Consider the following 21418-nt stretch of genomic DNA (forward strand, 5'->3'; position numbering starts at 1 on the left):
GGTATCGGACTGCTCACGGTTTACGCGGGTGCGGTCCCGTCGCGCTCGAAGACCGCTGAGCACGCTCTTTGCTCATTTGAGCGGGCCATGCGCAAGCGTTGCACGCCGTCCTAAGCTGGTCGGGTGGCCCTGAACGATACCGACGAGATCCTCGCCGTCAAAGCCGCAGAACTCTATTACGAGGCCGGCAAGACCCAGGACGAGATCGGCGTCGCCCTCAACGTCTCGCGCTGGAAGGTCGGCCGGCTTCTGGTGGCGGCACGCGAGCACGGCTTCGTGCGCATCGAGATCGTGCACCCGAGCGCGCGTCGCTTCTCTCTCGAACGTGAGCTGTGCGGCTTCTACGGACTCGACGACGCTGTCGTCGTTCCGGCCGCCGAGGCCGACTCCGACGTGCAGGCGCGCGTCGCGCAGGCCGCCGCCGACTATCTGACCACGCTGCGACCGGTGCCACGGACGCTCGGCGTGAGCTGGGGGCGCACGCTGCACGCGGTCGCCGCCCGGCTGCGGCCGGGCTGGGCCGTCGGCGTGAACCCGGTGCAGATCAACGGGAGCGTGTCGAGCACCCGGCAGGCGACAGCAGCCGCCGACACCGCCGTGGTGATCGCGCGCAAGGCGCAGGGCACGGCGACACTGCTCCCGAGCCCGGCTATCTTCGAGCAGGCGGCGACCCGCCGGGCCATCGAGGCCGACCGGTCGGTGCAGTCGGTGCTCGAGCTGGCCCGCGGCGCCAGCGCCTACCTCTTCAGCGCGGGGGTCGTCGACACCAGCTCGGTGCACGTCGACTCCGGGTACCTCTCGCCGGACGACGTTCAGGCGCTGGCCGACAAGGGCGCCGTGGGCGACGTCGTCGGCCGCTTCATCGACGGCGACGGGCAGGTGGCCGATCCCGAGCTCGACAGCCGCACGCTGGGGCTCAGCCTCGACGAGCTCCGGGGCGCCCGCACCTCCATCGCGGTCATCGCAGGAGAGGCCAAGCACCGGGTGGCCCACGCCGTCGTCGCGAGCGGCCTGTGCACGACGATCATCACCGACGAGTCGACGGCCAACGACCTCCTCGGCCGCACCGTGCCGAGTGAAAGGAACGAACTCACATGACCATCGAGACCACACCGCCCGTGCGCACGCTCGCACCGGCGGCCCGCGCCGTGGAGGTGCTGGGCGGCGACCTCACCGAAGGGTCGCTCCGGCGCTACCTGGGCGGCATCCCGGGAGTGGACGCCGTCGGGCTGGAGCAGCGCGCTGCCGGCCTGGGCACCCGCTCAATCAAGACCTCCAGCAAAGCCTGGGCGCTCGACAAGGTGATCGAGCTGATCGACCTCACCACGCTGGAGGGTGCTGACACCCCCGGCAAGGTGCGCTCGCTCGTCGCCAAGGCGCTCACGCCCGACCCGAGCGACCTCACCGCGCCGCGTCCCGCGGCCGTCTGCGTCTACGGCGACATGGTGCCGTACGCGGTGGAGGCGCTCGGCGCCTCGCACGCCGCGCGCGTGGCCCGCGAGACGGGGCAGGCCGGGGGCATCAATGTCGCGGCCGTCGCGACCGCGTTCCCGAGCGGCCGCGCCTCCCTGCCGGTCAAGCTCGCCGACACGGCCGACGCGGTCGCCGCCGGTGCGGACGAGATCGACATGGTCATCGACCGCGGTGCCTTCCTCTCCGGACGCTACGGCCTCGTCTTCGACGAGATCGTCGCCGTCAAAGAGGCCTGCCGTCGCGACGACGGCAGCTACGCTCACCTCAAGGTGATTCTCGAGACCGGCGAACTGAACACGTACGACAACGTGCGCCGCGCTTCCTGGCTGAGCATCCTGGCGGGGGGCGACTTCATCAAGACGTCGACCGGCAAGGTGTCGCCCGCCGCGACCCTGCCGGTCACCCTCCTCATGCTCGAGGTCGTGCGCGATTGGCACCGGCTCACCGGCGAGGAGATCGGCGTGAAGCCCGCGGGCGGCATCCGCTCCTCCAAGGACGCGATCAAGTACCTCGTCACCGTCGCCGAGACGGTCGGCGAGCAGTGGCTGCAGCCGCACCTGTTCCGGTTCGGTGCGTCCAGCCTCCTGAACGATGTGCTGCTGCAGCGCCAGAAGCTGCGCACCGGCCATTACTCCGGCGCCGACTACGTGACGATCGACTGAGACGGACGACAACACCATGAGCTTTCTCGAGTACGCACCCGCCCCCGAGTCGCGCGCGATCCTGAACCTGCGCGACCAGTACGGGCTCTTCATCGACGGCGAGTTCGTCGACGGGCACGGCACGCCGTTCCAGACCATCTCCCCGGCGACGGAGGAGCGTATCGCGACCGTCGCGACCGCGGACTCCGCCGACATCGATCGCGCCGTCGCCGCCGCACGGCGCGCCTACGACCGCGTCTGGTCGCGCATGAGCGGCAGCGACCGCGGCAAGTACCTGTTCCGCATCGCCCGGATCATCCAGGAGCGCGCCCGCGAGCTCGCCGTGGCCGAGAGCCTCGACAACGGCAAGCCGATCAAGGAGAGCCGCGACGTCGACGTGCCGCTCGTCGCCGCGTGGTTCTTCTACTACGCGGGCTGGGCAGACAAGCTGGAGCACGCCGGACTCGGTCCGGCGCCGCGTGCCCTCGGCGTCGCCGCGCAGGTCATCCCGTGGAACTTCCCGCTGCTCATGCTGGCGTGGAAGATCGCCCCCGCCCTCGCTGCCGGCAACACCGTCGTCCTCAAGCCGGCCGAGACCACGCCGCTGACCGCCCTGCTGTTCGCGGAGATTGTGCAGCAGGCCGACCTCCCGGCCGGTGTGGTGAACATCGTCACGGGCGCGGGCGAGACCGGGCGCGACCTGGTCGCGCACCCGGACGTGAACAAGGTGGCCTTCACCGGGTCGACCGCCGTGGGCCGCGAGATCGCGCGCTCGGTGGCCGGAACCGAGAAGAAGCTCACCCTCGAGCTCGGCGGCAAGGCCGCGAATATCGTGTTCGACGACGCCCCGATCGACCAGGCCATCGAAGGCATCGTCAACGGCATCTTCTTCAACCAGGGCCACGTGTGCTGCGCCGGCAGCCGTCTGCTGGTGCAGGAGAGCATCCACGACGAGGTCGTCGACCGCCTGAAACACCGGCTCTCCACGCTGCGCCTCGGCGACCCCCTCGACAAGAACACCGACATCGGCGCGATCAACAGTGCGGAGCAGCTGCAACGCATCCGCGAGCTGTCCGACGTCGGCGAGGCGGAGGGCGCCGAGCGCTGGACTGCCGAGTGCGCGATCCCAGAGAATGGCTTCTGGTTCGCGCCGACGATCTTCGACAACGTGTCGACGAGCCACCGCATCGCGCGCGAGGAGATCTTCGGCCCCGTACTCTCCGTGCTGACCTTCCGCACCCCGGCGGAGGCCATCGCCAAGGCGAACAACACGCCATACGGCCTCTCGGCCGGCATCTGGACGGACAAGGGCAGCCGCATCCTCGCCGTCGCCGACAGACTGCGCGCCGGCGTGGTCTGGGCCAACACGTTCAACCGCTTCGACCCGGCCAGCCCGTTCGGCGGCTACAAGGAGTCGGGCTACGGCCGTGAGGGCGGCCGTCACGGTCTCGGCGCCTACCTGGTGCCCGGCCGGTCGCTGCCGGCGGCCATCGCCTCGGCGCGCACCTCCGCCGCTCGCACCCCCAGCAGCACCTCCACCCGCACCTCCACCCGCAAGGGAGTCACGAAATGAGCCGACTGGCCGTGCCGAAGACCTACAAGCTCTACATCGGCGGCAAATTCCCCCGCTCCGAGTCTGGCCGCAGCTACGAGGTCGTGTCGTCGAAGGGTGCGTTCCTGGCGAACGCCGCGAAGGCCTCCCGCAAAGACGCGCGCGACGCGGTCGTCGCTGCGCGTGGCGCGCTCTCCGGCTGGGCCGGCGCGACTGCGTACAACCGCGGCCAGGTGCTCTACCGCATCGCGGAGCTGATGGAGGGCCGCAGGGCGCAGTTCGTCGACGAGATCCAGAAGGCGGAGGGCGCTTCTGCGGCCGCCGCCGGCGCGCAGGTGGACGAGGCGATCGATCGCTGGGTCTGGTACGCGGGCTGGGCGGACAAGTTCGCCCAGGTCGTCGGCAACGCCAACCCTGTCGCTGGCCCGTACTTCAACATCTCGGTGCCGGAGCCGACCGGCGTGGTCGCGATCGTCGCGCCGCAGGACTCCAGCCTCCTCGGCTTCGTCAGCGCGATCGCCCCAGCGCTGGTCGCGGGCAACACGGTCGTCGTCGTGGCGAGCGAGCGCTTCCCGCTCTCGGCGATCAGCCTGAGCGAGGTGCTCGCAACGAGTGACGTGCCCGGGGGAGTGGTCAACATCCTCACCGGTTCACCGGCGGAGATCGCGCCGTGGCTGGCCTCCCACGCGGACGTGAACGCGCTCGACCTCGTCGGCGCCGGCGCGCTCGAGTGGGTCGACCTGCAGATCGCCGCGGCGGACACGCTCAAGCGCGTGCTCGCCCCGGAGAACGGACCCGACGCCGCTGCGCCCTCGATCGACCGCATCGCGTTCTTCACCGAGACGAAGACCGTCTGGCACACCAAGAGTCTCATCTGATCGGAGAGGACTCCCCGACTGGCGAGTCCGAGCAGGGTCTGTTGCGGTTCCCGGCTCTTTCATTGCTTACATCAACTCTGTTAGAACCCAAGAATCTAACAGGAAAATTGTTATGAATGAAGCGCCGAGGAAGAACCCCTCCGCCCAGAAGCGGCGACAGCACCTCTCCACCTCGCAGGGCGAGAGCCGCAGATTGCTCGATTCAAGAAGATCCTCTCCGGAGCGCCGGAGATCCCCGCAAATCTACGGCTGACAGGGCTACGCCGAGTTGGGAAGTCCGTACTCCTGAAGGAGCTTGAGGCAGTTGTTCGGCAGGAGAACTGTGCCGTAGTGCGACGCCGGCTCGAGCCAAGACACAACACAGAAGTCGAGCTGACAGAGCTCCTCGTGGCCCTGGCCCAAGCAGCTGAGCGCCGGCTCTCGCGTCTGCGAGCGCTCCGGGGTGTCGTGTCCGATGCATGGATCGCCGGACGTGGTCTCCAGCTCGAAGGCAACCCCGGAGCCGCAAGAGACGCATTCGTTGTGCCGCTCAACGACACGGGGATCGCCGCGACGGACGCACTGATCGCGCGCGTCCTTGAAGAAGTAGAGGGCTACCTCTTCTTCATCCAGTTGGGGGTGCGGAACTCTGGGAGGCGGCCATCGACTCTCAGGTCGACACCTTTACGGTCGAAATGCTCGATCTCGTCGAAGAGCAGATATATCTGCGACTTGACGAAGAGTTCTATGCCGGGCGTATCGAGACTCTGACACCGAGCGAGCAGGACGTTCTGATGCTCAGCGCCTCGTGCCAGACCCGCCACTCAACGTCGGAAGGCCGCGCTCGGCGGCTGACACCCTGCCGCTGCTTTAGAGTCAGCTGTGCCTCCCTTTCGGCGCTCCCTCATCTGAGGGAGGATGGGAAGATGAGCGGCGGGTGGGGATCGGAACACGGAGCGCTCGCCCTGGTGGGCGACAGCCTGACGCAGGGCGGCGACTGGGAGGCGTGGCTGCCCGGTGAGGATGTCCGCAACTTCGGTGTCGCGGGCGACACCACCGACGACGTCGTCGCCCGCCTGGGTGCCGTGATCGACGAGCACCCGGCCACTGTCGCGTTGATGATCGGCACCAACGACCTCGCCTGGCGGCGGTCCGCCGAGCACGTGGTGCGCAACGTGGAGACGATACTGGTGACGCTGCGCAAAGAGCTTCCCGAGGCGCGCATCCTCGTGCAGTCGGTCATACCGCGCGGCCACGAGTTCGCCGACCAGATCCGCGACATCAACCGCCACCTGTGGCAGTTCGCCCCGACCGTGCACGCGGCATGGCTCGATCTCTGGCCGGCGATGGCCTTGGAGGACGGCGAGCTGAACCCGGCCTACACCGACGACCGCCTCCATCTCAACGAAGAGGGCTACCGGGCGTGGGTGAACGAACTCGTCCCCGGGCTGGAGCGCGCCAGGCAGCTGCCGCCGAACAGCCGGGCGATCCAGCTGCCCGACCTCGGCGGGGCGGCCTGACCTCGCTGGCCTCACTGGCCGTGCCGCTCGCGTTGAGTGCCGCGTGCAGCCGGGGTAGAGCGCCGGGAGCGCGGCCGCGAACTCGTCGAACGCCGCCCAGTCGGTCTCGTCGACCGCAGTGCGGGTCCTTCACCCCGGGTCCTACACCCCGATGGTCACTCCCCGGCCGCCCGGCGGAAGGCGGCGAGCGCGTCGTCGGTGAAGAGCACGAAGCGCACCAGCTCGACCGAGCCGACGCCGGAGGACAGCACGGCGCGCACTGTGCTGATCGCGATCCGTGCCGCGTCGTCCATCGGCCAGCCGTAGACACCGGCCGACACGGCCGGGAACGCGACGGTGACCGCGCCGAGCTCGCGAGCGACCCGCAGCGACGAGCGGTAGGCGTTCTGAAGGTCGGGTGTGCGGTCGTCGCTGCGCGCCCAGACCGGTCCGACGGTGTGGATGACCCACCGGGCGGGGAGGTCGCCCGCCGTCGTCGCGACGGCCTGGCCCGTGGGGAGACCGTCGGGCAGCGTGGTGGCGCGCAGTTCGCGGCAGGCGGCGAGGATCCCGGGGCCGCCGCGCCGGTGGATGGCGCCGTCCACACCGCCACCGCCGAGCAGTGAACTGTTGGCTGCGTTGACGACGGCGTCGACGGCCTGTTCGGTGATGTCTCCTCGGACGACCTCGATCGGGTCTGGCACGTCAGCCCCGGTTGTTTGAGAGCTCGTACACCTTGAGCAGCTCGAGAATGGCGTCGTCGCGTTCGTCCCCACCCTCCTCGAACATCGCGGAGACATGGGTCTTGAGGTGGTTCTCGACCAGGAGCTTGTTGAGCGAGCCGAGCGACTTCTGGATGGCGAGGGACTGGGTGATGATCTCCACGCAGTAGTCCTCGTTCTCGATCATGTTCTCGAGGCCGCGGAGCTGCCCCTCGAGGATGCGCGTGCGGTGGAGGGCCCGCTTCTTGATGTCTGCGATCACGGCACCAGGATACCGCTGCGCGACCATACCCCGGCCAGGTATCCGGATCGTCCTGTGCATTCGCTCCGGCGCATGGGGAGAGAAGATCATATTCCCCGAGGTTCATGCAGCCGTTTCAGATCGGGGAATCCCGCGCCAGCATGCAGGACGGCATGCCGCGAAGACACCCCCTAACGGGGGGTGGGGCGGACATACTGCCAGGTCTATTCTCCCTAACAGGGGTTGAGAAATATTCGTTTTACAGGAAAGGCCCGACTTTGCTGAAGAACCTCAGCCCGCTGCTGTCGGGCGCGCTCCTGAGCGCGCTCGACTCGATGCAAGATGGCGACACACTGACCCTTGTCGGCAGCGGCTATCCCGAAGAATCACTGACAACGCCGATCGTCCACCTGGAGGAGGACGTCACCACTGAAGCGGCCGCCGAGGCCATCCTCAGTGTGTTCCCGCTCGACACTGCAGATCCGTCGCCGATCGTCTTCCTCGACCTCGCCGGCGAGCCCTACGACGTACCCGATGTCGCCTTCGCGGTGAATGGCATCGCCTCGGACGCGGAGCTCCGCCGCATCCCGATGACCCGGCTCGACCTCGAGCCGTTCGTCGAACTCGCGTCGCGCTCGGCGGTCGTCGTCCGCGTCGGATCGGACGCGCCGCCGTGCGCGTTCCTGTTCCGCAGAGGGATCCTCTGAGGCGCACCGCACGAAAGCCGTCCGTGCCCCCGGGAGAGGTCTCGTCCCGGGGGCGCGGACGGACTCCGCGGGTCGGCTCTCCCATAGAGCGATTCACTAGAGTTGTGCGGTGCCTTACACCCCGCAGCCGCCCGCCTACAATCGCGCCGCCCTCGCCCCCGGACTCATCGGCGCCCTCGCGCTCCTGTTCGGTCTCGGGCTCGCATCCTGGTACCTGTGGGTGCAGTACGCGGTCTGCGTCCTGGCGCTCATCCTCTGCGTGTTCGCCTGGCAGGCCAAACGTGGGTGGTGGCTGGCCGGACTGATCCCGATCGCCGTGCTCTGGAACCCGATCTGGCCGATCCCCGGGCTCGCTCCCGCCCTCGCCGTGCTCAGCCTCGCGGCTGCCGTCGTCTTCGTCGTCGCGGGACTCACCATCAAGATTCCCGCCGACAGACGTCGCTGAAGCGTCCGCATACGGTAAAATGACGCTTGCACGGCCGTCCTGTGTCGTGCGCCCGGCGTTCGTCGATGCTCAGTTCGGACCACTCGGTTCCGTGCTTTGCCGCCCCGCCGGCCCTCACGCTCTACGGCGTCGCGTCCTCTGTCAGCGCGCGGCGCCTCCACTGGAGGACCATGTCTCGATCGGGTCAGCGTACGTCTAACCAGCGCACGGCAACGCGTCCGCAGCAGCAGCGGCGCAACCGCCACGCCAACAACGACGGGCTCATCCCCGTGCTCGCGCGCAAGGTGCGCGAGGTGGAGGCCAAAGCGGCGGACGGCAAGAAGCTCGGTCCGACCAACCGCACCAAGTTCCAGGTGATCGCCTTCCTCATGCGCGAGGAGCGCGCCCGCGCCAAGGCCGACCCCGAGCTGAGCGACGCCTCCCGCGCCGAGCAGCTCAAGCGGCTGGACGGCATCGCGACGATCCTGGCGAAGACGGCCGCCCGCGACACCTCCCTCATCTCGCTGCTCGAGAGCGAGGCGCCCCCGACCGCCACCGCGCAGAAGATCCGGCGCGACTGGCTGCTGGAATCCGGCACGGAACTCAGCCCCGACGACCTCATCATCACCGTGGAGCGGCCCGCGGCGCCCGACAGCGTGATCCCGCCGGAGCTGGCGGAGAAGCAGGTGGTGCCCGCGTCGGTGAAGGCCAGACAGCTCTCCAACCCCTTCCTCGCCCCCGACTTCAACCGAGCAGCCACTGCCGCACCCGCGCCGCGCCGTCGCCTCGACTCGTGGGAACTCCTCGGCCCGCTGTTCAAGTCGTTCGAATACGGATCAGGCGGCCAGGCCGCGAGCATGGAGCTCCCGCCCGCACCGCTGATCGACCGCTACTCGCCTCCCGGGCTGGAGCTCATGCACCACCAGTCCCGGTTCATCGAGAGCGTGCGGCAGGGGCACCGCAGGTTCCTCCTGGCCGACGAGCCCGGCCTCGGCAAGACGGCGCAGTCGGTACTCGGGGCGTCAGTGGCGAACGCCTACCCGTTGCTCGCCGTCGTCCCCAACGTCGTAAAGATGAACTGGGTGCGGGAGGTCGAACGCTGGACGCCGCGCCGCCGCGCCACCGTCATCCACGGCGACGGCGAAGGGCTCGACGCATTCGCCGACGTGGTCATCGTCAACTACGAGGTGCTCGACCGGCACCTCTCCTGGCTGCGCACGCTCGGCTTCCAGGGGATGGTCGTCGACGAGGCGCACTTCATCAAGAACCTGCACTCGCAGCGCTCCCGGCTCGTGCTCGGCCTCGCGGAGGCGATCCGCGACAGGGCGGCCGACCCGCTGCTGATCGCGCTCACCGGAACGCCCCTCATCAACGACATCGACGACTTCAAGGCGATCTGGCAGTTCCTCGGCTGGATCGATGGCGACAAGCCGACCGCCGAGCTGATGGAGAGCCTGGAGGAGACCGGACTCACCCCGGCCGACTTCGGCTTTTACGCCGCAGCGCGCGCGTCGGTCATCGACCTGGGCATCGTCCGCCGCCGCAAGGTCGACGTAGCGGCCGACCTCCCGAGCCGCCGGGTCGTCGACCTCCCCGTGGAGCTCGACGACGACCTCGGCCGATCGATCAAGCAGGCGGAGAAAGAGCTCGCCGCTCGCCTGGTGGCTCGCTTCCACCGCGCTGCGGCCGCGGGCCGACCCGACTCGTTCGACGGCGACGACGAGGCCCACCGGAAGCAGCTCATCCGCCTGGTCGCGCAGTCGGAGCTGGAGGAGTCGAAGTCGGCCAAGACCGGAGACAACGTCTTCACGATGGTCCGCAAGATCGGTCAGGCGAAGGCCGGGCTGGCCTCCGACTACACCGCCCAGCTGGCGCGCTCGGTGGGCAAGGTGGTGTTCTTCGCGAAGCACATCGACGTGATGGATGCCGCCGAGGAGGCGTTCGCCGCGCGCGATCTGAAGACGATCTCGATCCGCGGCGACCAGTCGGCGCTGGCCCGGCAGAAGGAGATCGACGCGTTCAACAACGACCCGGAGGTCGCGATCGCGGTCTGCTCGCTCACAGCGGCAGGCGTCGGATTGAACCTCCAGGCGGCCTCCAACGTCGTGCTGGCCGAGCTCTCGTGGACGGCGGCCGAGCAGACGCAGGCGATCGACCGTGTTCACCGCATCGGCCAGGACGAGCCGGTCACGGCGTGGCGGATCATCGCGGCGCAGACGATCGACTCCAAGATCGCCGAGCTGATCGACTCCAAGCAGGGGTTGGCGGCCCGGGCGCTCGACGGCAGCGACGTCGAGATCGGCTCGGCCGACTCGGTGCAGCTGGACGCCCTCATCCTCCTGCTGGAGGACGCGCTCGGCCGATAACTCCGGAGCTGCGCGACGACACGCCCTGCGGCTGCCCGTTCAACCGGAGGTCGCGGCCGGAACCGCAACGATCTCCGGACGAACCGGCATGCCGTTCGTCCGGAGAATCGGGCGGCAGCGGCCACGATCTCCGGTATTACGGTCTGTAGAAGCCGGTCGCGGGGACGTGTCCGGAGTTACGCGATCTCGGCGTCGTCGGGGTCGAGCGGGACAGGACGGTCGTCGTCCGGCACGGTGCGGTCGTCGTCCTCATCGTCGTCGACGGGGAGGTCGTCCGGGTCGTGGATGACGGCCTCCGGCTCGTAATCGCCCTCCTGGGCCTCGACGAAGTCGTCGTCCTCCGGGGTGCGCTCGGTGTCGCTCATGCACAGAGGGTACCGCGCACGCCGCGCCCGCACGAGAGTGCAGACGGCACTGCTCGCGCCCGGTCACTCCAGCTCGAACACGAAGTAGGCGCCGCGGTCGTCGTGCCGGATGCGCGCAGTCCCCGAGAATCCTTCGAAGGCGCCCGTGCCGGTCCCGGGCACGATGTAGCCGAACGCCGACGGGTCGTCGGGATGCTGGAGGGCGCCGTGGTGCACGGTGAACGAACCGGAGCGGCCGTCCGGCAGTGCGGCGGTGATGCGCTCGGCGGCCAGATAGCCGCGCCCCGACGTTTCAGCGCCCGACGAGACGAAGTGCGCGATCGACTCGCCCACCAGACCCTCGGTGTAGGTCTTGCGCATGACGACGGCTCCGAGCCAGTCGCCTGCGATGCCGGCCAGCTCCTGCCGGTCCCAGCCGGTGACGTCGAAACGGGCGGTGACGGTCTTCTGATTCTCCATGTCGTGAGCCTACGGAGCCGCGCCGACACCTGGCATGATTTCGCGCCACGGCAGAAGTGGACTAAACAGGGGACATGGCGAAGCACCGTTCCCAGCTCGAGATCGAGCGCAAGTACGACGTCGACGCCGATCTCCCCGCCCCCCATCTCGTCGGCGTCGGGGCGGTGGCCGTCGAGAGCGAGCCGCACACCGCGGAGCTCGTCGCGACCTACTACGACACAGAGGAGCTCCGGCTCGCCCGACGTCGCATCGCGGTGCGCGCCCGGCGCGGAGGCTCCGACGAAGGCTGGCACGTCAAGCTGGCGCCCGGGGAGGAGGGGCGGCCCGAGCTGCACTGGCCCCTCGGCGACGGCGTGCAGCCGCCGGAGCAGCTGCTGGAGGCCATCCGCGACGTGCTAGGCGACGGCCGGCTGCTCCCGGTCGCCCGGGTGACGAACGTGCGCGACACCATCGTGCTCACCGACGCGGCCGGCTTCGAGCTGGCCGAGCTGTGCGACGACCACGTCCGCAGCGAGAACCTCCGCACCGGCGCGGGCGACGCCTGGCGCGAGTGGGAGGTCGAGCTGCTGAGCGGGGCGCCCGACTCGCGCGAGCGGCGCACGGCACTGCTCGACGGCATCGAGGCCGAGCTGCTGGCTGCAGGCGCCCGGCCGTCGGCGAGCGGCTCGAAGCTGCATCGCGCGCTCGGACTCTGATTCCGCGCGACTGGATTTTGGTGCTCCGGTATGCGTCGGGCATGATGCTCAGGGGTGCAATGCGGCACAGCGGCGTCACACACGAGCAGACGGCGCGCACTGGCAGGCACAGCAGCGCACCGAGGAACGGAGCAGCATGAAGATCGGCATCCTCACGAGCGGTGGCGACTGTCCTGGGCTGAACGCGGTCATCCGCGGGGCCGTGCTCAAGGGCGACCGTGTCTACGCCTCCGAGTTCGCCGGGTTCCGCTACGGCTGGCGCGGCGTCGTGGAGGGCGACATCATGCCGCTCGACCGCCACAGCGTCCGCGGTCTCTCCCGCCAGGGCGGCACGATCCTCGGCTCCAGCCGCACAAACCCGTTCGAGGGCGACAAAGGCGGCCCCGAGAACATCCAGCGGATGATGGACGAGAACGGCATCGATGCGATCATCGCGATCGGCGGCGAGGGAACCCTCACCGCAGCCCGCCGGCTCACCGACGCCGGCCTCAGGATCGTCGGCGTCCCGAAGACCATCGACAACGACCTCGCCGCGACCGACTATTCGTTCGGCTTCGACACAGCGGTCGAGATCGCGACCGAGGCGATCGACCGCCTCCGCACGACGGCGGAGTCCCACCAGCGCTGCATGGTCGTGGAGGTCATGGGTCGCCACGTCGGCTGGATCGCCTTGCACTCGGGTATGGCCGGCGGCGCCCACGCCATCCTCATCCCCGAGCAGCCGAAGTCGATCGAGCAGATCTGCCAGTGGGTCGAGTCGGTGCGCGACCGCGGCCGCGCTCCGGTCATCGTCGTCTCCGAGGGCTTCCACCTCGACACGATGGAGGAGGCGCACTCGCACAAGGGCCTCGACGCCTTCAACCGTCCGCGCCTGGGAGGAATCGGCGAGATGCTGGCCCCGATGATCGAGGAGCGCACCGGGATCGAGTCCCGCGCGTCGGTCCTCGGCCACATGCAGCGTGGCGGCGTCCCGAGCGCCTACGACCGCGTGCTCGCCACGCGCCTCGGCATGGCGGCGGTCGACGCCGCCTACGAAGGCCGATGGGGGTCGATGGTGTCGCTGCGCGGCACGGACGTCGTCAACGTGTCGATCGCCGACGCGACCGGCGGGCTCAAGACGGTTCCGCCTGCGCGCTACGAAGAGGCGGAACTGCTCTTCGGCTGACCGTGGTGACGCGCCTCGCCGTGACCGACGGAGCTCCGCGATCGGGAAGTCGACGGTGGCGCGTGCCACGATCGAGGCCGCCCCTTCGCTGAGCGGCCGACAAACGTCCCTGCCGTCGCCGACGTTCCGGGTCTAGGCTCCTCCCTACGAGGGAGGGAGCGGCCGGTGCCCAGATTCATCCAGCTCGAGGAGTTCGGATCCCGGAACTACCTCCACCTCGTCGAGCGAGAGCGGCCGTGGCCCGGTCCCGGTCAGGTTCTCGTGCGGGTGCTGGCCGCCGGGCTGAACCCGATGGACTACAAGGCGTATCGCAGCGAGCAGACCGCCGCGCGCATGGGCGTCACGCTTCCGAGCGGCATGGGGCAGGACTTCGCCGGTTTCGTGGAGGAGGTCGGCGAGGGCGCCGTACGCTTCCAACCCGGTCAGGCGGTGCTCGGAACGGCCCCGTTCGCCGCGATCGCCGACTTCGTCGTGGTGCCGGAGAGCGGCCAGATCATCGAGAAGCCCGACCCCCTGACATTCGAGGTCGCCGGCTCGCTCGGCGTCGTGGGCCGCACCGCAATGGCCAGCGAAGCCTCCCTCGACCTCAACGAGAACGACACCGTCCTGGTCAGCGCGGCGGCCGGCGGGGTCGGAGTGCTGGCCGCGCAGCTGGCCGTGCGCTGCGGTGCGACCGTCATCGGCACCGCGAGCGAGGAGAACCACGAGTTCCTGGAGACGCTCGGCATCACCCCCGTGGCCTACGGCCCCGGACTCGCCGAGCGGGTCCGGGAGGTCCTCGACGACGGCACTCGGGTGACCGCGGTGCTCGACAACCATGGTGCCGACACGATCGACGTCGCGCTCGAACTGGGCGTTCCTCCCGAGCGGATCAACACGATCGCTGCATTCGGTCCGGCGGCACGCGGCGCACGCACGGTGGGCGGGCGCACGGCGGGCAACGCCGAGCTCGAGGAGCTGGCCGAGCTCCTGGCCCGCAACGAGCTCATGCTGCCGATCGACTCCATCTTCCCGATCGAGCGCACGGCGGAGGCGTACGGGCGACTGGAGGCCCGGCACGTCCGCGGCAAGATCGTGATCGTCACCGACTGAGAAGGAGCCACCATGATCGATGAGGACACCGCACGCCTGCTGCGCGCAGCCGGGCTGCACTGGCAGCCGGTCTCGGGCGACACCTTCGCCATCGACCGGCCGGGGATGGCGGGCGAACGGTTCACGGTCAGCGAGATGACGATCGAGCCGCACCACTTCGACACCGGCACGATCCTGGGCTTCAACGGGACGACCGAGTGGGCGCTCGACTCACTCGCGGTCGAGGACGCCCTGTGGATCCCGCGTGAGGACCAGCTGCGCGAGCTGCTCGGCGGCTCGTTCCGTCACCTCGCCCGCACCGCCGACGGGTACCGGGTGACGCTGGAGATCGATGGCGCCGAGCGGTTCTTCGAGGAGGACGACGCGGCGACCGCGTATGCGCAGGCGCTGCTGTCGCTGATCGCTGCGGCGGTGGCGTAGCGGCTACAGGCTCCGCGCCAGCGCGGACGCGTCCAGGTCTGCGACACGTCGGACTCCGGCGAGGCCGAGCGTGATGTCGAGCTCCGCGAGGACATTCCGGAGCAGTTCGCGCACGCCCCGCTCCCCGGCGACCGCGAGAGCGTAAGCGTACGGCCTCCCGATCGCCACGGCGCGCGCGCCGAGCGCGAGCGCGACGACAGCGTCGGCGCCACCGCGGATCCCGCTGTCGAACAGCACGGGGAGGCGGCCGGCGACCGCCTCGACCACGCCGGGCAGGGCGTCGAGCGCCGCGACCTCCCCGTCGATCTGGCGACCACCGTGCGTCGACACCTGCACGGCGTCCACGCCCGCGTCGACCGCGCGCCGGGCGTCGTCCGGGTGCAGCACGCCCTTCAGCACGATCGGCAGGCGCGTGCACTCGCGCAGGAACGCCAGGTCGTCCCAGCCGAGCGACGGGTCGGCGAAGACGTCGAGGAACGTCTCGACCGCGGCGAGCGGCTCTCCCGACCGCAGGTTCTCCCGCAGGTCGCCCGGGTGGTGACGCAGGATGCTCGCGAACGACGCGACGGCCGCCGGTGTGACGGGTGTGCGCTCGCGCGGGCCGGCGCCCGCCATCCGCTCGCGCACGAGATCGCGGAACACCGGGTCGCTCGTGTACTGGGCGATTCCGAGCCCGCGGCTGAACGGCAGGTAGCCGAGGGCGAGGTCGCGTGGCCGCCAGCCCAGCACGTGCGTGTCGAGGGTGACCACGATCGCCTCGCAGCCGCAGGCCTCCGCGCGTGCCACGAGACTGGCGACCAGGTCGCGCGACGAGCTCCAGTACAGCTGGAACCAGCGTGCGGCGCCGGGACGGGTGGCGTCCATGGCGGCGGCGACGGCCTCCATCGGCGCGGAGGCCTGCGTCGAGATGGTGAACGGGAGGCCCTGAGCTGCAGCGGCGCGTGCTGCAGCAGCATCGCCGTCGCGGCGGGCGAGTTCGAGCACGCCGATCGGCGCCAGCAGCAGGGGAGCGGGCACGGTGCGGCCGAACAGCTCGATCGAGAGGTCGCGCTCGGCGACGTCGCGCAGCACGCGCGGGACGATGCGGTGCCGGCCGAAGGCGGCGGTGTCGGCGGCGTCTGTGCGCTCGAGCCCGGCCGAGCCGGCGATGTACGCGTAGGCGGCGCGTGACACGTGCCGTCGAGCTGCCCGCTCCAGTTCGGGGAAGGCGACGGGAATGGCGGGGCGCCTCCCGATCACGCCCGCGCGGTAGACGACGCTCTGCGCCGCCCGCCCGATGCTCGTGCCGATCGCGGTCGCCGTGCTCGCGTTGGTCATGCGCCCATTCTCCTCACCGAGTTGGCAGGACACGCCGTCTGGCGCGGGCGCGAGACGGCGTGTCCTGCCAACTCGATGGCGTCAGCGCTTGGGCCGCTTGGCGCGGGCCTGGCGTTTGCCTGCTGGGGCCGGGCGCTTGGCCTGGGCGGACTTCGTGGCCTGCGCGGATTGCGTGGCGGCGACCTCCGGGTTGCGGGAGCTGTGCGCCGTGCGTCCGCGCACGATCCCGATGAACTCGTCGACGAGGGGATGCTGTCCATCCCGCGGCCAGGTGAGGCCCACGTGCGAGAGCGGGCCGTCCTCCAACCGCAGCGCCACGACGTCCTTGCGCCGCAGCGCCTTGGCCACCGACGCGGGCAGCAGAGCGATGCCGTCGCCGGCCGCGACGCTGCGCATCAGCGCCTCCGACGGCTCGGCCGTCAGCAGCGGCTCGCCGTCGAGGTCGGCCAGACGGAGCTCCTCCTCGAGCGTCAGCAGGTGCTCGTGCTGCATGACCACGACGACGTCTTCGCTGTACAGCGGGATGAGGTGCCTGTCGTCATCGGCCTCCACATCGCGCGCGAACACTATGTCGGCCTCACCGGCCTTCAGCAGGCCGAGCGGATCGTCGGACGGGGTCACCACAAGCTCCACCGCCGGCTGCCGCTCCGCGAAGACGCGCGTCCACTTGCCGATCGTGACGCCGAGCGGGAACGCGAGGGTGAAGCGGGAGGCCATGCAGGCCAGGGTATCGAACGGCCGCGGCCCCCGGTGGACGATACCCTTGAACCCATGAAAGCCCAGACCATGAAGGCGGCCACCGCGGCCAAGAAGCTCGGCATCCTGCTGTCGGCGGCTCCGGAGGAGTTCCGTGACCGCGAGATCAGCCGTACCGAGCTCGACGAGCTGAACGCGAACCCGCCCGAATGGCTGGTCGCCCTGCGGGCCGACGGGCCGCACCCGCGCGACGTCGTCGCCCATAAGCTCGGGGTCAGCAACTCCGGCCTGGCCCGCGGCGGCGTGACGGAGCCGCTGACCACGGCGGAGATCAAGGCGCTCCTCGTCGACCCGCCGGCGTGGCTGGTGGCCGAGCGGGCGACCCACGCGCAGGTGCACGCGGAGAACGCCCGCGTCAAGCAGCGCAATGCGGAGCGCGCGGCGCGCGGCTGACTCCCGTGCCGCGCTCGTCAGGTCTCCGACGCCCCGGTCGGCGTTTCGGAGGCCGAGCCGGCGGCTCCGGCCTTCCGCGCCGCCCGCGCCAGCACCTCCGGGCCGGTGACCAGGGCACGCCGCCACGGCGCGACGCCTTCGATCTCCACTTGCAGCGAGAAGCTGAGGATGGTGCGGATGAGGACGATGATCCCCAGCACGATCGCGTCGGTCAGGGTGGGCTCGGAGGTCACCGTCTTCACCAGGTCGGCGGCGACCAGCAGCTCCAGCCCGAGCAGGATCACGCCGCCGAACGCTTCCCGCAGCGTGCGGAAGGCGGTGGTGCCGTTCCCGGTGCGCACCCAGACCGAGAGCGCGATGACGAGCGCGACGACGAACCCGATCGCCAGGGCCGCGACGCCGACGAATTCGAAGGCGATACCGATCGTCTCGAAGATCGCGTGCGGGTCCATGCGCACATCGTGCCACAGCCGAGGTGGCGCGGTCAGGCGCCGTGCCGGTCAGGCGCAGTGCTGATCACGCCACATGCACGGCGGGGCGCCGCTTGACGTCCTTCTCCGCTTCTCGCAGCACTTCACGCGTCACCGGGGCGACCTCGCCGCCGCCGGTGATGAGGTAGCGGAACATGTTCGAGATCGGGTTGCCCTCCGTCCACTCGAAGTAGACGGTCGGTACCACGCCCGAGACGTCGCGGATCTCCAACAGGACCGCGGCGATCGTGTTCGGCACGTTGCCGCTGGTCACCTGGAGCACGCGATAGCCGTACTTGACGACGCCGTGCACCACCAGATCTTCCTCGAAGTCGGAGGAGTCGGAGCGCAGGACCTCCAGGAAGATGGTGCGCGAGCGCTGCGGGATGTGGCTGAACTTGCGCTCGTCCTTGTTCTTCTGCTCGTATTCCGTGGTCGTGTCGACGTCGGGCTCGTGCGAGATGATGCGGATCTCGCCCTCTTCGGCGTCCTCCAGGATGAAGTCGAGCGCGGACACGTCGAAGGTGACGCTGGTCGCCCGCAGCTGGAACGACCGGCCGACGCGGGACACGATCGACACGACCAGGATGCCGAGGATGAACAGCGTCGCGATGCGGAGGCCGTCCGGCCGCTCGATGATGTTGTCGATCGTCGTGTAGACGAAGATCGCGGTGATGATCGCGAAGACCACCGTTCGCTTGGGCTGCTTCTTGCGCCAGGTGGAAAGGCTCACCGCCAGCGATGCGGAGGTGATCAGCACGAGCACACCGGTCGCGTACGCGCCACCCTGGGCGTCGACGTTGGCGTCGAAGACCAGGGTGATGAGGAAGGCGATCGCCGTGAACACCAGCACGAGCGGGCGGACGGCGCGCGCCCACTGGGGGGCCATCCCATAGCGGGGGAGGTAGCGCGGAACCAGGTTGAGGAGGCCGGCCATGGCGGAGGCGCCCGCGAACCAGAGGATGAGGATGGTGCTGATGTCGTAGACCGTGCCGAACGCGTTGCCCAGATATTCGTGCGCCAGATAGGCGAGCGCGCGGCCGTTGGCGGCGCCTCCCGGCTGGAACTCCTTCTGCGGGATCAGCAGCGTCGTCGTGAAGCTGGAGGTGATGAGGAAGACGCTCATGATGATGGCGGCGGTGGTGAGCAGCTTGTGCGCGCCGCGGATCCGGCCCTCCGGCTGGTTGGGGTCGTCGTCGGGCTTGCCCTTGATCTGCGGCATGACGGCGACACCGGTCTCGAAGCCGGAGAGGCCGAGCGCGAGCTTCGGGAACACCAGCAGCGCGACGCCGACGATAAGGAGCGGGTTGCCGTTCTGCCGGAACATCGCGCTCCACCAGTCGTCGATCGCGGTCGGGTGATCGAACACCTGGACGATGGCGGTGGACACGACGACGACGTTGAGCGCGAGGTACACGGCGACCAGCACCACGGCGATGTCGATCGCCTCCCGGAACCCCTTGAGGAACACCGCGCCCAGCAGGACGAGAAGCACGAGCGTGATGATGACGTTGTTGCCGTGGAACCAAGACGGCGCGAACGGGTTCTCGATCGCGTGGGCCGACGCGTCGGCGGCCGACAGCGTGATCGTGATCATGAAGTCGGTCGCGGCGAAGCCGAGGAGGACGAGCACGAACAGCTTGCCGGCCCACCACGGCAGGAACCGCTCGAGCATGGCGATGGATCCCGACCCGCGGAAGCTCTCGCGCGCGACCCTGCGGTACACCGGCAGTGCGCCGAGCAGCGTCAGGGCGACGAGCACGAGCGTCGCGAAGGGTGAGACCAGCCCGGCCGCGAGCGCTGCGATCGCGGGCTGGTAGCCGAGGGTCGAGAAGTAGTCGACGCCGGTGAGGCACATGACCTGCCACCAGGAGTGCGTCCGCTCCGGGTTACGGCCGTGCGGACCCTGCTGGGTGCCCTTCTCGTCGACCATCCCGCGTAGCAGCCAATGCTTGAACCGGCTGCCGTGCAGGGTCGACGACGTGACGGGATGCGCCTGCCCGGGGATCGGAACCGGCTCCTTCGGGCGGACGCGCGGAGGGACGACTCCGGAGAGCTCGGCCGGCACGGGGGAGGGGGACGGATCGTCTGGGGCCGCAGAGCGAATGCGCTGCGCCTTGTCGCCGGACGGGGAACTGCTCGACATCGGCTGCCCTTCGTTTTCCTCTGAGCCGGGGCCAGTCTAGTCGCGCGGGCAACCGGGCGAGCGCGAGGCGGCGGAATATTCGCCGCCTGGGCGCCGAGCGCACGACTTCGCGCCGTCTCGGCGCGGCCTGGATCGTGCGTGCAGGAGGGCGCTCACCACGCCGACGGCTTGTAGTCCTTCAGGAACACGCCCTGGAGGTCCTCGCCGGCCTCGCCGCGGACGATCGGGTCGTAGACGCGGGCGGCGCCGTCGACGAGGTCGAGCGGGGCATGGAAGCCCTCCTCGGCGAGGCGGACCTTCGTGTAGTGGGGGCGCTCGTCGGTGATCCAGCCGGTGTCGACGCTCGTCATCAGGACGTTGTCGGTGTCGAACATCTCCTGCGCGCTCGTGCGCGTGAGCATGTTGAGCGCTGCCTTGGCCATGTTGGTGTGCGGGTGTCCCGCGCCCTTGTAGCGGCGGCCGAAGACGCCCTCCATCGCCGACACGTTCACCACGTAGGAGCGGCCTGCGGCGGCCAGGGCGGGGCGCAGCCTGTCAATGAGGATGAACGGCGCGGTCGTGTTGCAGAGCTGCACCTCCAGCAGCTCGAGCGGGTCGATGCCGCCGACGGCTCGGGTCCAGGTGTTGTCGCGCTGCACGTCGGGCACCAGGCCGCCCGCGTCGATGGCGGTGCCGTTGATGTGGCGCTCCAGGGAGGACGAACCCGCGGCCATCGCCGCGACCGCCAGGTCGTCTGCCGTCAGCGCCGCGGCGCCGACCAGCTCGGCGACCGTGCCGTGCACCTTCGCCGACGACAGCAGGGGGTGCGCGGCGACGGACGCTTGCAGGGCCTGCGGGTGCGGGTCCGCGGTGTGCCCGAACGTCTCGAGCTCGGGGAGGGGGCCGTCGGGCAGCGGGTGCGACTCGGCCTCCGCCAGCAGCGAGTACGCGCCCGGGGAGCGGCGCACAGTCTGGGCGGCGTTGTTGATGAGCACGTGCAGCGGGCCGCGCGAGGCGACGGAGTCGGCCAGTCCGATCACCTGGGCGGGGTCGCGCAGGTCGATGCCGACGACGCGCAGCCGGTGCAGCCATTCCGACGCATCGGGCAGCTGCGAGAACCGGCGCACCGCGTCGCGGGGGAAGCGCGTGGTGATGGTGAGGTCGGCGCCGTCGCGCAACAGCCGCAGCGCGATGTGCATGCCGATCTTGGCGCGACCGCCGGTGAGCAGCGCGTGCTTGCCGGTCAGGTCGGTCCGGGCCGTGCGCTTGGCATGGCTGAAGGCGGCGCACGACGGGCAGAGCTGATGGTAGAACCAGTCGACCTGCGTGTAGTGCTGTTTGCAGATGTAGCACGCCTGCGAGTTGAGGAGGGTGCCGGCGGTCGCCGCACCGGTGGTGGGGGAGGTCAGGTCGCGGCCGCGCGTCTCGTCGTCGATGCGGTCGGGGGCGCCGGTGGCGGTTGCGGCGATCACGGCGCGGTCGGCGGCGAGCTCGGCCTCCCGCAGCTCGCGCCGCCTGGCCTGCTTGACGGCTTTGAACATGTGCGCGGTCGCCCGTCGCACCGAGATGAAGTCGGGGTGCTCCTGGTCGAGCTCGTGGAGCTGGGCGAGGACGCGGAGGGTCGTCGCGAGGTCGTCGGGGTCGAGGCTCGCGGGGGTTTCGGCTGGCACCGGACGATT

The 21418-nt window shown here is 69.8% G+C and carries 22 protein-coding genes; 13 read left to right on the forward strand and 9 right to left on the reverse strand.

Annotated elements, in window-relative coordinates; translation table 11 throughout:
- Nucleotides 1-123: 123 nt before the first annotated feature.
- From ACPPVW_RS13070 to ACPPVW_RS13090, 5 genes are all read left to right on the forward strand, one after another.
- Nucleotides 124-1098, forward strand: a complete 975-nt coding sequence (locus tag ACPPVW_RS13070; RefSeq protein ID WP_426623548.1) for a sugar-binding transcriptional regulator — start codon at nucleotides 124-126, stop codon at nucleotides 1096-1098.
- On the forward strand, nucleotides 1095-2135 hold the full coding sequence (deoC, locus tag ACPPVW_RS13075; protein ID WP_426623549.1) for a deoxyribose-phosphate aldolase: 1041 nt from the start codon (nucleotides 1095-1097) through the stop codon (nucleotides 2133-2135). The genes ACPPVW_RS13070 and deoC overlap by 4 nt, the downstream gene beginning before the upstream one ends.
- A gap of 16 nt (nucleotides 2136-2151) precedes the next feature.
- Entirely contained in the window at nucleotides 2152-3687 is a 1536-nt protein-coding gene (locus ACPPVW_RS13080; protein ID WP_426623550.1) for an aldehyde dehydrogenase family protein, read from the forward strand.
- Entirely contained in the window at nucleotides 3684-4544 is an 861-nt protein-coding gene (locus ACPPVW_RS13085; protein ID WP_426623551.1) for an aldehyde dehydrogenase family protein, read from the forward strand. The genes ACPPVW_RS13080 and ACPPVW_RS13085 overlap by 4 nt, the downstream gene beginning before the upstream one ends.
- Before the next feature lie 905 nt (nucleotides 4545-5449).
- Nucleotides 5450-6043: an SGNH/GDSL hydrolase family protein gene (locus ACPPVW_RS13090; protein ID WP_426623552.1), complete on the forward strand. Its 594-nt coding sequence runs from the start codon at nucleotides 5450-5452 to the stop codon at nucleotides 6041-6043.
- A gap of 155 nt (nucleotides 6044-6198) precedes the next feature.
- Here ACPPVW_RS13090 and ACPPVW_RS13095 read toward each other — a convergent pair whose 3' ends face one another.
- Nucleotides 6199-6726 carry an O-acetyl-ADP-ribose deacetylase gene (locus ACPPVW_RS13095; RefSeq protein WP_426623553.1) on the reverse strand — a complete coding sequence of 176 codons (528 nt, stop codon included), beginning with the start codon at nucleotides 6724-6726 and terminating at the stop codon, nucleotides 6199-6201.
- A gap of 1 nt (nucleotide 6727) precedes the next feature.
- Entirely contained in the window at nucleotides 6728-7006 is a 279-nt protein-coding gene (locus ACPPVW_RS13100) for a metal-sensitive transcriptional regulator (RefSeq protein ID WP_426623554.1), read from the reverse strand.
- A gap of 257 nt (nucleotides 7007-7263) precedes the next feature.
- Between ACPPVW_RS13100 and ACPPVW_RS13105 the strand changes: the two genes are divergently transcribed.
- From ACPPVW_RS13105 to ACPPVW_RS13115, 3 genes are all read left to right on the forward strand, one after another.
- Nucleotides 7264-7692 (forward strand): RbsD/FucU domain-containing protein, encoded by a 429-nt coding sequence (locus ACPPVW_RS13105; protein ID WP_426623555.1) that lies wholly within the window; start codon nucleotides 7264-7266, stop codon nucleotides 7690-7692.
- Nucleotides 7693-7801: 109 nt separating this feature from the next.
- Entirely contained in the window at nucleotides 7802-8137 is a 336-nt protein-coding gene (locus ACPPVW_RS13110) for a DUF6804 family protein (RefSeq protein WP_426623556.1), read from the forward strand.
- A 170-nt stretch (nucleotides 8138-8307) separates the two neighbouring features.
- Nucleotides 8308-10482: a DEAD/DEAH box helicase gene (locus tag ACPPVW_RS13115; protein ID WP_426623557.1), complete on the forward strand. Its 2175-nt coding sequence runs from the start codon at nucleotides 8308-8310 to the stop codon at nucleotides 10480-10482.
- 176 nt (nucleotides 10483-10658) lie between these two features.
- On the opposite strand, the gene ACPPVW_RS13120 is transcribed toward ACPPVW_RS13115, so the two are convergent.
- Together ACPPVW_RS13120 and ACPPVW_RS13125 are read right to left on the reverse strand one after the other, a co-directional pair.
- Entirely contained in the window at nucleotides 10659-10847 is a 189-nt protein-coding gene (locus tag ACPPVW_RS13120) for a hypothetical protein (RefSeq protein WP_426623558.1), read from the reverse strand.
- A gap of 63 nt (nucleotides 10848-10910) precedes the next feature.
- Complete coding sequence (locus ACPPVW_RS13125) at nucleotides 10911-11306, reverse strand: DUF3224 domain-containing protein (RefSeq protein ID WP_426623559.1); 396 nt, start codon at nucleotides 11304-11306, stop codon at nucleotides 10911-10913.
- A 74-nt stretch (nucleotides 11307-11380) separates the two neighbouring features.
- Here ACPPVW_RS13125 and ACPPVW_RS13130 point away from each other — a divergent pair, with 74 nt between their 5' ends.
- The 4 genes from ACPPVW_RS13130 (at nucleotide 11381) to ACPPVW_RS13145 (ending at nucleotide 14678) form a co-directional block, all read left to right on the forward strand.
- Entirely contained in the window at nucleotides 11381-12001 is a 621-nt protein-coding gene (locus tag ACPPVW_RS13130; RefSeq protein ID WP_426623560.1) for a CYTH domain-containing protein, read from the forward strand.
- 136 nt (nucleotides 12002-12137) lie between these two features.
- The gene (locus ACPPVW_RS13135) at nucleotides 12138-13166 is read left to right on the forward strand and encodes a 6-phosphofructokinase (protein WP_426623561.1); all 1029 of its coding nucleotides are present in this window, start codon (nucleotides 12138-12140) and stop codon (nucleotides 13164-13166) included.
- Between the two features lie 165 nt (nucleotides 13167-13331).
- Nucleotides 13332-14258: an NADP-dependent oxidoreductase gene (locus ACPPVW_RS13140; protein WP_426623562.1), complete on the forward strand. Its 927-nt coding sequence runs from the start codon at nucleotides 13332-13334 to the stop codon at nucleotides 14256-14258.
- A gap of 12 nt (nucleotides 14259-14270) precedes the next feature.
- The gene (locus tag ACPPVW_RS13145; protein WP_426623563.1) at nucleotides 14271-14678 is read left to right on the forward strand and encodes a hypothetical protein; all 408 of its coding nucleotides are present in this window, start codon (nucleotides 14271-14273) and stop codon (nucleotides 14676-14678) included.
- Nucleotides 14679-14681: 3 nt separating this feature from the next.
- Here the strand turns inward: ACPPVW_RS13145 and ACPPVW_RS13150 are convergent, their stop codons facing one another.
- Both ACPPVW_RS13150 and ACPPVW_RS13155 read right to left on the reverse strand, forming a co-directional pair.
- Nucleotides 14682-15995, reverse strand: a complete 1314-nt coding sequence (locus ACPPVW_RS13150; RefSeq protein ID WP_426623564.1) for an alpha-hydroxy-acid oxidizing protein — start codon at nucleotides 15993-15995, stop codon at nucleotides 14682-14684.
- An 81-nt stretch (nucleotides 15996-16076) separates the two neighbouring features.
- A complete protein-coding gene (locus tag ACPPVW_RS13155; protein WP_426623565.1) occupies nucleotides 16077-16712 on the reverse strand; it encodes a LysR family transcriptional regulator substrate-binding protein in 636 nt (211 codons plus the stop codon).
- A 54-nt stretch (nucleotides 16713-16766) separates the two neighbouring features.
- On the opposite strand from ACPPVW_RS13155, the gene ACPPVW_RS13160 reads away from it, so the two are divergent.
- A complete protein-coding gene (locus ACPPVW_RS13160; RefSeq protein WP_426623566.1) occupies nucleotides 16767-17144 on the forward strand; it encodes a DUF5997 family protein in 378 nt (125 codons plus the stop codon).
- Between the two features lie 17 nt (nucleotides 17145-17161).
- Here ACPPVW_RS13160 and ACPPVW_RS13165 read toward each other — a convergent pair whose 3' ends face one another.
- The 3 genes from ACPPVW_RS13165 to ACPPVW_RS13175 form a co-directional block, all read right to left on the reverse strand.
- Nucleotides 17162-17596: a DUF1622 domain-containing protein gene (locus tag ACPPVW_RS13165; protein WP_426623567.1), complete on the reverse strand. Its 435-nt coding sequence runs from the start codon at nucleotides 17594-17596 to the stop codon at nucleotides 17162-17164.
- Nucleotides 17597-17660: 64 nt separating this feature from the next.
- Entirely contained in the window at nucleotides 17661-19547 is a 1887-nt protein-coding gene (locus ACPPVW_RS13170; protein ID WP_426626298.1) for an amino acid transporter, read from the reverse strand.
- Nucleotides 19548-19912: 365 nt separating this feature from the next.
- Nucleotides 19913-21409 carry an SDR family NAD(P)-dependent oxidoreductase gene (locus ACPPVW_RS13175; RefSeq protein WP_426623568.1) on the reverse strand — a complete coding sequence of 499 codons (1497 nt, stop codon included), beginning with the start codon at nucleotides 21407-21409 and terminating at the stop codon, nucleotides 19913-19915.
- Nucleotides 21410-21418: the final 9 nt, after the last annotated feature.

It is taken from the genome of Leifsonia sp. McL0607, from assembly GCF_049993355.1.
Taxonomy (GTDB): Bacteria; Actinomycetota; Actinomycetes; order Actinomycetales; family Microbacteriaceae; genus Leifsonia.